We start from the raw sequence: 13,120 nt of genomic DNA, 5'->3' as shown, positions 1-13,120 counted from the left end.
TTTGTTATTTAAAATTCCACTTTTGTGGAAGTGCAAAGGTAGTTATTATATTGTTATGTTGCAATGCTTTGAAACAAAAAAGTTTAGATCCCTTCGGGGGATCTAAACTTTTCTCAGCCGAATTCGGCTATATCTTAGTTCAATTTCTTTAATTCTTCTTTGATAGCTGCCTGTATTTTCTCGCTAACAGGAACTAAAGGAAGTCTTAATTGATCTTTTCCGATTCCCAATTCCTGCAGAATGTATTTTACCCCAGCTGGGTTTCCTTCAATAAAACATAGCTCTGTAATGTCAAGAAGCTCATTATGGATCGATCTAGCTTCCGCATAATTGCCTTCAGCACATAACTTCGCTAATGTGGCGACCTTTTTCGGTAACGCGTTTCCGATCACTGAAATAATACCAGCAGCTCCCAATGACATCATCGGCAAGGTAACCGGATCATCTCCGGAAATCAATAGAAATTCTGCTGGTTTATCCCGTAGAATTTCGCTGAATTGTGCAAAATTTCCAGAAGCTTCTTTGATGGCTACGATATTGGAAAAATCATTGGCCAGTCGCAATGTTGTATGTGCTGTTATATTGCTACCCGTACGTCCAGGTACGTTGTATAAAATAACCGGAAGCGGAGAGGCGTTTGCAACAGCCTTGTAATGCTGGTAAATGCCTTCTTGTGTTGGTTTGTTGTAGTAAGGAGATACCGATAGAATTGCGCAGAAGCCTGTTGGATCAAAGTTTTTAATTTGCTCCACAATTTCGGCCGTATTATTTCCACCAATTCCAGCAACCAAAGGAAGTCTACCGTTCACGCGCTTGACAGTAAAATCCCAGATGCGCTTTCGTTCATCATTGGTTAAAGTGGCAACTTCTCCAGTTGTACCTAAAGAAACCAAATAATCCATACCCTCGTTGATTTGCAAGTCAATTAGCTGACCTAATGCTTCGAAATCAACAGATTCATCTGAGTTAAACGGAGTGACTAATGCTACTCCTGCGCCGTGAAGCTCGTTCATCTTGTTTTTGTATTTATATAAATTTAATTAAAAAAACTTACTTGGGATTAATGAGTTCAAATAGTTCTTTATCATTAATCATCGGGATACCCAATTTTTCTGCTTTCGCTAGTTTGGACGGTCCCATTTTATCTCCTGCTACGAGATAGCTTAATTTGGCGGAAATGGAAGATAACATCTTTCCGCCATTGCTTTCAATTACTGCTGCCAGCTCTTCACGTGAGTGGTCTGCAAATACGCCGGAAATCAGGAAGGTTTTTCCTTCAAGTGAATTGCTCGCAAGGATGATCTCCTTTTCCTCAATTTCGAAATTTAAGCCATAATTTCGCAGCGCGACAATCTGTTGTTGATGAATTGGATTGTCTAAGTATTCTTTGACACTCTCCGCAATGCGGCGTCCTATATCTTGTACTCCTTCGATTTCCTCTGTTGAGGCTTGCGCGAGTGCATCAATATTTTTGAAATGCTGAGCTAATTTTTTTGCAATCGTCTCGCCGACATGACGTATTCCAAGCGAAAATAAAACTTTTTCAAAAGGTTTTTCTTTGGATTTTTCGATGCCGTTGAGCATGTTATCGATTGATTTTTGACCGAAACGTTCCAGTTGTTGTAGGTCATCTTGATGGTCTTTGAGGCCATAGATGTCAACGATATTGCGTAACAAACCTTTCTTGAAGAAAGTATCCACAGTCTCGTCTCCCATTCCCTCGATGTCCATCATTTTTCGTCCGATAAAATGCTGCATTTTGCCAACAATTTGCGGTGGGCATCCAGTTTCATTCGGGCAGTAGTGTACGGCTTCCCCTTCTTGCCGTATAAGTGCTGTGCCGCATTCCGGACAGGAAGTCGGGTAGACAAAACTTGTCGATCCTGCTAATCTTTTATCGAGGTTTACCCCAATTATTTTAGGGATGATTTCACCTCCTTTTTCTACAAAGACAGTGTCATCTTCGTGTAGGTCGAGACGTGCGATTTCATTTGCATTGTGTAAGGAAGCGCGTTTGACTGTTGTACCTGCCAGTTGTACAGGTTGAAGATTGGCAACAGGTGTGACAGCGCCGGTACGTCCAACTTGATAACTAATTGAGTTCAGAGTGGTTTCTACACGCTCTGCTTTGAATTTATAGGATATTGCCCAACGTGGATTTTTGGCAGTAAAGCCAAGTTCTTCCTGTTGTGCATAATCATTTACTTTAATAACGATTCCATCAATTTCATATCCTAGGTTGTGACGTTCGACATCCCAGTAGTCAATAAATGCAAAAACATCATTTAACGTGCTGCATTTTCTGCTGTGCTCGCTGACGTGGAATCCCCAGTCTTTGACATGGTTTAAGCTATTCCAATGATCGTGAAATAGATTTGTTCTGTTGTCGCAGTACAAAAAGTAAAGGAAACAGTCCAATGGACGTTTTGCAACTTCAGCAGAATCTTGGAGTTTGATGGTTCCAGAAGCGAAATTTCTTGGGTTGGCATAGGTTTGCTCCTCATTATCGGCTCGTTCCTTATTCAGGCGGAGAAAAGCTGATTTATGCATAAATATTTCACCTCGTATTTCGAATTGATCTGGATAATCTCCTTCTTTGAGTTTGATCGGGATAGAACGAATCGTTTTAACATTGTTGGTGACAACATCGCCTTGTGTACCATCCCCGCGTGTAACGGCTTTACTTAGCAAGCCATTTTCATAAGTCAAGCTGATGGATAAACCGTCAAATTTTAATTCACAAACATACTCGAACTGATCGCCGATGATTTTGCGGATCCGCTGGTCGAAGTCAAGTAATTCCTCCTGATTGTATGTGTTGCCCAATGAAAGCATTGGCCAGCGGTGTTTTTCCGTTTGAAATCGGGAGGTAATGTCTCCACCAACACGCTGTGTAGGGGAGTTGGGGTCGGCAAAGTTGGGATATTGAGCTTCCAGCGCTTCGAGTTCCTTTAATTTAAGGTCGAAGTCGTAGTCCGAAATAACACTGTTCGCCAATACATAGTATTGATAGTTATAATGGTTGAGCTCTGCCGTTAAGTCTTTTATCTTTTTTTCAATATCCATCACCAACATTTTGCAAAATTACAAATAAAAAGTACGTTTAAATAAAATAAATAAAGAATCTTGTCGTAATGACTGCTTTATTTTTAAAATGCGGTTTTCTGCATTTTATGTTACCAGGAAATAATACGCTATTTGAAATCCTCTGGATTTAACTGTGAAAATTTATGTTTGTTGTTTGTGTAAAAATCAATGATAATTGATTTTTTATAAAAGCCTTTTGTATTCTCTTTGACCTTGTATTTTTTTCGTTTTTTAGCATTTTTGAAAATATTCAAGAAGAAATACTGATGCGCACGACTGATTGCCCAGGCATCCTTGGGTTTCCTGTCGATCAGAAACTTAGCAAGGGCCGCAAAGTCAAACCAAAGCCTGATGAAAATAATCCATATTGCTTTGCCTAATGGTAGGTTTTTTTGGAGCATTACCAGATTATTTCTAAAATTGAGGTAAGTCTTTTTGGGATTACTTGCATTGAGGGTCCCCCCGCCAACATGATAAACAAGGGATTTAGGGCAATAGCCTATGCCATAGCCCATTTTCTTTAATCGCCAACATAGATCGATTTCCTCCATATGAGCAAAGAAATCTTCGTCAAGGCCATCTGCTTCTTTCCAGGCTTCTGAGCGAATAAAAAGTGCAGCTCCAGATGCCCAGAAAATCTCGGATTCATTATCGTACTGTCCCGCATCATCTTCTACTTCATGTAGGATTCTACCTCGACAGAAGGGAAAGCCAAAGTAATCCAGATAGCCTCCGGCCGCTCCGGCATGTTCGAACTTCTGCTTATCATGAAATGAGCGTATTTTGGGCTGTGCTGCTGCCAGGGAAGGGTTTCTTTCCAAGTATTCAATCACTGGCTCAATCCAGTTTTGGCTCACTTCAACATCCGAATTGAGGAGTACATAGTAATCCGCTTCTACACGCTGCAGTATTTTGTTATAACCTCCTGCGAAGCCATAGTTTTTGTCATTTTCAAGGATGGTAATCGTCGGATAGTACTGTTTCACAAATGAAATTGAATCATCATCGGAGGCATTGTCTCCAATGACAAATTCGACATTCGGATACGAACTGTTATATACGGATGGTAAAAATTTTTCCAAGAAAAATCGCCCATTCCAATTGAGGATAACGACAGCTACTTTTGGTAATTTACTCATTTTCTACGTTTTCTTTTCCAGCGATTATGTGACCATAACCAATATTCTGGGTTTTCACGAATAAGCTGTTCCGCAAATTGATTGTGTATATCGGTAATTTCATGTTCTCCAAAGCCACTTGGATCTTCGATTAAAGTAACGAATTTACAGAAATATTGCCCTCTTTTGGGCTTTCTTCCGATATAGCAATAGACCACTGGTGCTTTACTTATCCTAGAAAGTCTTTCGGCCCCTGTATAGACCAATGTTTCCTGATTTAGCCAATTAATAAAATAATCGGAATCCGAATATAGCGGTGTTTGATCGGCAACGAGTATACTGATATTGGGCTGGCCCTTCAACTTGACGATATGACGGAGTATTTGTTTCATTGGTACCATTTCGGCGCCAAACCTTCCACGCATATCATTGTATACTGTGTCTATATCTTTGTTATTGAGTGGTTTGTATACAATCAGCGTAGGGAAGTTTGTAATTAAGCTCAAACGGTGAATACCCAGCTCCCAATTGGCATAATGTGAGGTCACCCCGATGACGTTTTTGCCCGCTTCGAGGTGTCTTGTCAATTCTTCTACATTTTCCAAAGTCATCTTTTTCTTGACTTCCTCAGCTGTAATCGTTTTCAATTTGAACGATTCGACAAGGAGATCTGGGAAAAAGCGGTAAAATTTTTTGGCAATAACCAGACGTTCTTTATCCGTTTTTTCTGGAAAAGCATTCTTTAAGTTTTGAAATACAATATTCTTCCTATATCCAACAATATAGTAGAGTATGTAATAAAGCCCATCGGAGATCAAATATAGAAACCAATAGGGTAGAAGAGAGATGATATAGATTAATGCGTTTAACGCTTTTTGTTTCATGCTATAGCTAAAATTCCCAGTGTTCTTTACAAATATCCTTAATTTAAGTTATTTTTGCGTCACTTATAACAAAAATCATCAGTTTTTATGGAATCGCAGTTATTACTTCCGGCATGTTATCTTCCACCAATATCTTATTTTCATACGATACAAGAGCATAATCTTCCTTTGATAATCGAGAAATATGAGCATTTTCAAAAGCAGAGTTATCGTACGCGAGCACGCATTGCTTCCGCAAATGGTGTGCAGGATTTGATCGTACCCATTCAACATGGCAATAAAGAACGTGTTCCTATGAAAGATATTCGGATAAGTTATGAGTTTGACTGGCAGCGTTTACACTGGCTAAGTATCCAGACAGCTTACCGTAGCTCTGCATATTTTGAATATTATGAAGATGATTTTATACGGTTCTATGAGGAAAAGTTTGCGTATTTGGTAGACTTTAATGTTGCTCAATTAGAACTCATTCTAAAATCGATCAAACTTAAACGAACAGTAGGGTTTACAGAAGAATATGTTGCTGCGCCTTCGGAAATGATCGATTTCCGTAACCTGATCCATCCTAAAAAAGAAAGTATATGGCGTGATCCAAAAGAATATTATCAGGTTTTTTCTGATAAAAATGGATTCTATCCCGATTTAAGCATTATCGATTTGCTATTCAATCAGGGACCACAATCAAAAAGTTACCTATAGCCTGATGGTTTTTTGAACAAAATGCGTTTAATATTGTTGTTATTCAATATTGAACGCATTTAAATGAAACAATTCTTTTTTACTTTTCTTCTTTTTTCTTTGTGTTGGACTTTCGCGCGGGCTCAGGGCGGTGTTGATACGATACATTATCGAAAAGTTTACTATTGGGGTACAACTGGAATGGGCTTTCCGATCGGAAAAACCAAAGATATACTTTCGCCAAAGTTTTCGGGTAGTATTGGTTTAGATATCTCCCTGAAAAATCCTATGTTTTTTGTGTCGCCCACACTTTATACCCTTTCATTCAAATACAAACAGCGATTGGCCGACCCCAATTATGCCTATCGTATAGAGGACGCAAATACCAGCTTCTATACTTTTGCATTTTCCGGGGGCATTAGAAAGCAGATGCGGCGATTAAATGTCTATGGTTTTGCCGGCCCCGGTGTAGGATTGACGAGTGAGCCAAGGGCGAATGTGCTCGCAGACCAAAAGCTGATTAAGATGGAAAATAAAAATCACCTGAATTTCTCCAGCAAAATAGGTGCTGGTGCAGACTATAAGTTTAATGGTTTCTTCTTAGGGATTGAGCTTGGATACCTCCACAATTTTAGGAAGATACAGGATACTCCTGTGAATATTTTTACCGTCATGGTTGGATTAAAATCTGATATTACGCAAATCGGCGACAAAGTCATCGATGTCATTGGCATCGATGGATCTATCAGCGGTAAAAAAGAGAAAAAATAGACGGCTTATTTTAAGACCTGTATCGTGTCTCCAACATGAGCTTCGGCGTCGCTGCCTGTTTTTTTAACTTTTTCAGTTTGTTCAACCGCTACTGCAAATGTAGAAGGAATAATACCTGCGCCAAATTTAATGGCATAAAACTTGGTGAATTCTGCGCCAAAGTACAATATGGCAGCCGAATAGTAGATCCACAATAACATGACAATGATAGACCCTGCAGCTCCGTAAAAGCTGGCTGTGGACGAAAGATTCAGATAGATTGAAATACCATACCGGCCTAACATAAAAAGTAAGCCTGTAAAGATAGCTCCGCCAAGCATGTCCCTGAATTTTACTTTAGCATCCGGAAGGAAGGAAAAGATAAAGCCAAATAAAATGACAATGATCGAAAATGTGATACCCGTATTCACCCATGAAATGAGTGCAATCGGAATAAAAGGAAAATAAGTCATGACTAAATTGGTCACAGCAACGATAACTCCGTTGATCATGAGTGAGGCAATTAGTAAAAAACCAAGGGCGATGACGATGGAAAAAGAAATCAGTCTGTTGATGATTAATTTTAGCCATCCCTTTTTCGGTTTCGGTTTTACTTTCCAGATATTGTTTATTGAATCTTGTATATCAACGAATAAGGTCGTGGAGGACAAAATCAATGTAACGATACCTATCGTGATCCCCATATTAGATTTATTTTCGAAAGTGATTTTTTGAAGATAAGACTGGATCTGCGTGGTCACATCCTGACCGAAAAGAACCATGACTTCCTCCAGCACCTGATCCTGCGCTGAAGATCCACTTTGAAGATGTTCTCCATAGAAAAATCCAATACACCAGATAACAATCATAAGAAGTGGGCCGATGGAGAAGACGGTATAATAAGCCAATGAAGCACTCTTCTTCATACATTTGTCATCATTGAATCCATTAAAGGCATCAACTAAGACATGCCAAATGTTTTTCCAGTAGGCGAGTGTAAATAAATCTCGTAATGTAACGTGCTTCATAATAAGATGATCAGCTCCAATAATCGTGCAAATTGTTACTCTTGATTTTGTTCCTGATACAATTTGTCGATTGCGGCTTCGTTCTCTTTTAAAATAATTTTTCGTTTTAGACTCAATTTTGGTGTCAATTGACCGTCATTGATTGTCCATTCCTTTGGAAGAAGAATAAATTTCTTGACAATTTCCCAATGTCCAAAGTTAGTAGATAATCGGTTAATTTCTTCTTGATATTTTTGGATTACTTCCGGATTTTTGGTGATTTCTTCATTTGAACCACTGGTAATACCTTTTTGGTTTGCCCATTTGGATAGCACATCAAATGCGGGAACAATCAAGGCTCCGGGAAATTTTCTATTTTCTCCAAAAACCATGACTTGTCCGATTAATGTAGACTCCATGAGTTTGTTTTCAATGGATTGGGGCGCGATATATTTACCACCTGCAGTCTTAAACATTTCCTTTTTTCGATCGGTTATTTTTAGGAAACCATCGGACGTAATTTCTCCAATATCGCCTGTCTTGAAAAAGCCATTATCGTCAAAAGCTTCTTTCGTGGCTTCTTCATTTTTATAATAGCCTGTCGTGATACTAGGGCCCTTGACCAGAATCTCACCATCTGAAGCAATTTTAACTTCTAAGTTTTTCAGGGGTTTGCCTACAGTCCCAAATTTCAATCCATTGGGTAAGTAGGAGTTTACAGCAATAACCGGAGATGTTTCAGTCAGGCCGTACCCCTCAAGTACTTTAAGTCCAGCGGCCCAGAATACACGCGCTAAACGCTCTTGAAGAGCTGCACCACCCGATACAATGATCTTAATATTTCCGCCGAGAGCTTCTTGCCATTTCGAAAATATCAGTTTTCTAGCGATCGCAAGTTTGAGCTTATAAAGCGGTCCATTATGCTCTGGTTCTTGAAATTTCAAACCAAGATCAACAGCCCAGAAGAAAATTTTCTTTTTTAATCCAGTTAAGGCTTTCCCTTTTTCAATAATCTTATCGTATACTTTTTCCAGGACACGGGGTACGGTGGTGAAGACATCCGGTTTGACATCGTTGATATCGGCAACAACATTGTCTAAGGTCTCGGAAAAATAGATCTGGATTCCTTTCGAATAGTACATATATACCACCATGCGTTCAAAAATATGGCATAGCGGAAGAAAGCTAAGTGCTGTTTTGAAATCCGATCGGATGAGATGATTGCATGCCAAGACGTTGCTGTATACGTTTTTGTGGGACAGGTATACGCCTTTAGGTCGTCCTGTGGTACCTGAAGTGTAGATCAGTGTCAATAGATCATCTTCTGTAACAGCCTCTCGAAGTGGAGCCAGGTCGGTTGAGTCATCTTTTGCTGTTTCGATGAATGTTTTTAGCTGCGTATAATTTTCAATGGCATCAAATGTATACAGTTGTGGGTGTATACCGTGCTCCTTGATGGCTTGTTCAATACGGTCAGTCAATTCTCTGTTGCTTACAAAGAGTACATTGACATCCGAGTCATTTACAATAAACGAAAGATCCTGTGCGGATAAAGTGGGATAGAGGGGAACAGTTGCAAGACCGATTTGATTGCAGGCAAAATCAACTAAATTCCACTCGGGTCTATTGCCGGACATGATTCCTACCCGATCACCTTTTTTGAGCCCTAGTTTCAGTAACGCCCTGCTTAAGGTGTCAATTGCGTCGGTGTATTCTTTGGTAGAATAGGTCTTCCACTTGCCATTTCCATCTCGCCCTGCCACCATGATGTCCTTTGCGTATTTTTCTTTATATAAGGTTATAAAGTCAAAAATTCTGCCCATATCACTTGAGTTTATTTGGTTACTACTACATGCTGTATTGACCTAAATATACAGAAATAAAGTTGGATAATTTGGGATTATTGTCATAACAAATTAAACATTGTTTCGTTATAGCTGTAATGGATATTTACCCTAGTGAAAAGGTCCTTCGTAGGGGAAGTTCCGGTAAATAGTTTTTATGTGCACTGCAATTATATTGCATATAAAAAGCAATTTATCTATGTTTGGAAAAATGTAAAGCAAAAAAAAGCGTACGATTTTTATGAAAAAAATATTTTTGGCTGTCGGTGGAATGCTGATGTTTGGAGCATTATCCAATAGAGCTATGGCTCAGTTGGACAATAGGGGTGCTATTGGTGGACGATTCGGGTCTGCTCAGGGAATTACATATCGTCACACGCTTAACTCGGACCACGCATTGGAAGCTATTATGAGTATTCAGAGTAATTCTGATTTTCGCCGTTTCCGCGTTGTGGGCTTATATGAAATCTATAAACCATTGACTGCTGGGTTTAATTGGTATTATGGTTTTGGTGGTAGTATCGGTTCTTATAAGGAGAAAGACAAAATTATCGATGGTCAGCGTCATTCATTTGATTCACAGCTTAATCTAAGTATTGACGGTATCGTAGGTATTGAATATAATATTCCGCAGGCACCGTTTCAAATCTCATTGGATGTAAAACCTTATTTCGATTTTCTAAACGAATCCAGTATCAAATTATTTGATCCGATCGGTTTTTCGGTGAGATATAAATTTTAAAAAAGAATAGCGGGATTTCCCGCTATTCTTTTTTAATGACAATATTTTCGTGTTAAGCCATCCAGATTTTACCCAGCAATTCCTGTAGAAAAGTTTGTTCTTTGAGCGGACGGATTTCGTATATCTTTTTATTGCTCTTTCTGATTTGAACAGGAATTTCTCGCACTAAACCATCTCTTGCCACGAGGAAGTTTAATGTTTCCCCCTCTTTGGCATGTTGAACAATGAAATCAATTTCCTTGTCTTTAACATCGAGCCTGTTATTATTAATGGCAATCAGTTCATCTTTTACACTTAATCCGGCATCATATGCACCAGAATCTTTTTCCACTGTCGCTACCGAAATTAACCCATCCACTTTGTTGGTTGTAATGCCGAGTGTCAACGTGTTGTTATCAACATTGGTATCAACAATTTCATAACCAACGAGATTAAAATAATCGTTGTATTCCAGTTCTCCGTCCTGATGAGCAGCATTGAAAATATCGTCCAGCGAAGTGCCTGCGATACGTTCAGCAAGGCTTCTCAATTCGTTTTCTTCAAATCCACGATCAAGTTTTAGGTAGAACTCCTCATAAGCTTCGCGGATAACATCGTCCAATTTTAGTCTACCTTCTGTAGCGGCAATAATTTTAATATCCAACAATGCTGTTAGCATTGCCCCTTTGTTGTAATAGGAAATTCCTGAATTCATCGAATTTTCATCAGGCCTATAATATTTAATCCAGGTATCGAAACTTGAGGCGGCGGCAGACTGTATCGCATGCCCCGGGCGGTTTAATACAATGTTGAAATCGTTAGCTAGCAAAGCGAGGTACTCTTTTTCATCATAGAATCCACAGCGTTTAATAATTAAATTATCATAGTACGAAGTAAATCCTTCCATGATCCAGAGGCCTGTGGTATAGTTTTCGGCATCGTAATTAAATGGTCCTAATGCTTTTGGACGTAAGCGTTTCACATTCCATAGGTGAAAATACTCATGTGCAACGAGACTTAAATAGTTTTTGTAGCTTGTTTCATTTAGATACGCATTTCTCGAGGCTCCCAATACTGTTGAATTGAGATGTTCTAGACCTCCACCTCCAGATTGGTAGTTGTGGGTAATAATGACATATCGCTCATTGGGGTTCGAGCCCCAGATGCGGGTTTCCTCTTCGACGATACGCGTGATATCTTTCGTCAGGCGTTCTTTATCATAGCTTCCACCTCCGACCATGGCGCATTCATGTTCGACACCGGCAGCCTGGAATTTCCAGACATCCTGATTACCAGCTTCGATGGGCGTATCGTATAATACATCAAAATTTGGCGCATAAAACTTACGTTCTTCAATTTGTTCGAGTCCAGTTGATATACTTGCCCAAGAATTTTTTAGTGCTATGCTGATCGTCGAAGGATTGTCTATACGGCCATCGATATGAAAGAAAGTTGCCGTAGGCACAATAAAAGCATGGTCACTATCGAAAAAGTTGGTACGCACAGAAACTTCAAAACCGTATACTGCGTAGATGACTTCAATCTGATCCAAAGATTCTGTGGGTATTCGCCAGGTGTTCTTTGAAATTTTCTGATAGGCAATCGTATTTCCCGTTTTGTCAAATGATCGGAATCGTTCTACGTTTTTAGCATATTCACGAATTAAATAAGATCCAGGAGACCAGACCGGCATTTTTAGATCGACATAAGGCTGGTTGAGCTTTGCGATGCTCATTTTTACTTCGATATAATGAGCTTGTGCTTCTGAAAATGATACCTCAAAATGTATTTCGGGTATGTTGAAATGGTCACTGTCCATGAAAGATGATTTTAGTATGAGCTTACAAAATTAAAAGTATCGTACGCTTAACCAAACAAAAAAATAGATTGTTGGTTCTACAATTATGAATCAGCTTGCTCCTGTCATCGTTCTTTTAGTAGAAAAAGAACGATGACAGGAGCAAGCTGATAGTACCCTCCAATATACATAAATTTATTTAAGAAATGAGGTATAAATCGATGGCAAAATTGCTGCTTTGGATGAAATGCCGGTTTTAATTGGGTTGGGGAGATGAAGCAAAAAATCTGTTTTTTATCAGAATTTTTGCTAAGTTTGATACAGTAGTTTATAGGGGGAAAATAATCAAGAATTTGTATGATCTTAGTTGTTGATAGCGGCTCTTCAAAGTCGGATTGGAAGTTGGAATTGCCAGATAGCGCGCCTATCTCATTCAGTACAAATGGACTCAATCCTTTTTTTGTGAATGAAAAGGAAATCACACGTGTTATTAAGGAGATACCCGAAATTATTCCCTACGCCGATGAAGTTACTGAGTTGTATTTTTTTGGCGCTGGATGCATTACACCCGATCGTCGGGAAATGGTTTCAAATGCATTGACGCCCTTATTCGAAAACGCTTACATTTCTGTTGAGAATGATCTTTTTGGTAGTGCCTTAGCAACCTGTGGTAATAAAAAAGGTTATGTAGCGACATTAGGGACGGGGTCTGATTTGAGTTTTTTTGACGGGGAGGAGCTGATGCCTTCGCATAATGGAAATGGCTATGTATTAGGTGATGAGGGGTCGGGGGCATATTTTGGGAAAAATCTGGTCAGGCTTTTCTTATATGGCCGTATGCCGAAAGATCTGAACGAAAAATTTGCGAACAAATACAGAATCAATAAAGAGATTGTCATCAAAAATGTTTATCAAAAAGAACGTCCAAATGCTTTCTTAGCATCTTTTGCGCCGTTCATGTCCGATAATATCACCCATCCTTTTATTATTGATCTGGTAAAGAGTGGATTTGAAGAATTTGTTCAAGCTTCGATTTTGACCTATCCAGACTATAATAAATATGCATGTCACTTTGTGGGTTCTATTGCGTATAGTTTTGATTTAATTTTACGGGAAGTGTGTGAAACACATCAGATACAGGTAGGGACCATTTTAAAATCTCCGATCAACGAGCTTTTTGATGCGGTACTGGAAAGAGAGAGTAATTCATTGTTAAGTCTTTAAAATAATTAA

Annotated in this window: 11 protein-coding genes; 4 read left to right on the top strand and 7 right to left on the bottom strand. The window is 39.1% G+C overall.

Annotation, left to right across the window (positions count from 1 at the left end; genetic code table 11):
* Positions 1 to 134 precede the first annotated feature (134 nt).
* From dapA to AB1Z56_RS15780, 4 genes are all read right to left on the bottom strand, one after another.
* Positions 135 to 1,013 carry a 4-hydroxy-tetrahydrodipicolinate synthase gene (gene dapA, locus AB1Z56_RS15795; protein WP_309364041.1) on the bottom strand — a complete coding sequence of 293 codons (879 nt, stop codon included), beginning with the start codon at positions 1,011 to 1,013 and terminating at the stop codon, positions 135 to 137.
* Between the two features lie 37 nt (positions 1,014 to 1,050).
* Positions 1,051 to 3,075: an NAD-dependent DNA ligase LigA gene (gene ligA, locus AB1Z56_RS15790; protein ID WP_426789622.1), complete on the bottom strand. Its 2,025-nt coding sequence runs from the start codon at positions 3,073 to 3,075 to the stop codon at positions 1,051 to 1,053.
* Positions 3,076 to 3,194: 119 nt separating this feature from the next.
* Positions 3,195 to 4,226, bottom strand: coding sequence for a glycosyltransferase family 2 protein (locus tag AB1Z56_RS15785; protein WP_309364045.1), 1,032 nt, complete (start codon positions 4,224 to 4,226; stop codon positions 3,195 to 3,197).
* Positions 4,223 to 5,089, bottom strand: a complete 867-nt coding sequence (locus tag AB1Z56_RS15780; protein WP_426789621.1) for a lysophospholipid acyltransferase family protein — start codon at positions 5,087 to 5,089, stop codon at positions 4,223 to 4,225. Before AB1Z56_RS15780 ends, AB1Z56_RS15785 begins: the two co-directional genes overlap by 4 nt.
* 87 nt (positions 5,090 to 5,176) lie before the next feature.
* Between AB1Z56_RS15780 and AB1Z56_RS15775 the strand changes: the two genes are divergently transcribed.
* Complete coding sequence (locus tag AB1Z56_RS15775; protein ID WP_426789620.1) at positions 5,177 to 5,788, top strand: WbqC family protein; 612 nt, start codon at positions 5,177 to 5,179, stop codon at positions 5,786 to 5,788.
* Between the two features lie 63 nt (positions 5,789 to 5,851).
* The gene (locus AB1Z56_RS15770; protein ID WP_426789619.1) at positions 5,852 to 6,538 is read left to right on the top strand and encodes a hypothetical protein; all 687 of its coding nucleotides are present in this window, start codon (positions 5,852 to 5,854) and stop codon (positions 6,536 to 6,538) included.
* A gap of 5 nt (positions 6,539 to 6,543) precedes the next feature.
* Here AB1Z56_RS15770 and AB1Z56_RS15765 read toward each other — a convergent pair whose 3' ends face one another.
* On the bottom strand, positions 6,544 to 7,545 hold the full coding sequence (locus tag AB1Z56_RS15765) for a YihY/virulence factor BrkB family protein (RefSeq protein ID WP_426789618.1): 1,002 nt from the start codon (positions 7,543 to 7,545) through the stop codon (positions 6,544 to 6,546).
* A gap of 35 nt (positions 7,546 to 7,580) precedes the next feature.
* Positions 7,581 to 9,347 (bottom strand): AMP-dependent synthetase/ligase, encoded by a 1,767-nt coding sequence (locus tag AB1Z56_RS15760; RefSeq protein WP_426789617.1) that lies wholly within the window; start codon positions 9,345 to 9,347, stop codon positions 7,581 to 7,583.
* Positions 9,348 to 9,609: 262 nt separating this feature from the next.
* Here AB1Z56_RS15760 and AB1Z56_RS15755 point away from each other — a divergent pair, with 262 nt between their 5' ends.
* Entirely contained in the window at positions 9,610 to 10,110 is a 501-nt protein-coding gene (locus AB1Z56_RS15755) for a hypothetical protein (RefSeq protein ID WP_309364055.1), read from the top strand.
* Between the two features lie 52 nt (positions 10,111 to 10,162).
* On the opposite strand, the gene AB1Z56_RS15750 is transcribed toward AB1Z56_RS15755, so the two are convergent.
* The gene (locus tag AB1Z56_RS15750; protein WP_426789616.1) at positions 10,163 to 11,908 is read right to left on the bottom strand and encodes a M61 family metallopeptidase; all 1,746 of its coding nucleotides are present in this window, start codon (positions 11,906 to 11,908) and stop codon (positions 10,163 to 10,165) included.
* Between the two features lie 336 nt (positions 11,909 to 12,244).
* On the opposite strand from AB1Z56_RS15750, the gene AB1Z56_RS15745 reads away from it, so the two are divergent.
* Positions 12,245 to 13,111: an N-acetylglucosamine kinase gene (locus AB1Z56_RS15745; protein ID WP_309364059.1), complete on the top strand. Its 867-nt coding sequence runs from the start codon at positions 12,245 to 12,247 to the stop codon at positions 13,109 to 13,111.
* The last annotated feature ends 9 nt before the right edge of the window (positions 13,112 to 13,120 follow it).

It is taken from the genome of Sphingobacterium sp. WOUb80, from assembly GCF_050058145.1.
Classification (GTDB): Bacteria; Bacteroidota; Bacteroidia; order Sphingobacteriales; family Sphingobacteriaceae; genus Sphingobacterium.
This window is presented reverse-complemented; position numbering and strand designations above follow the sequence as displayed.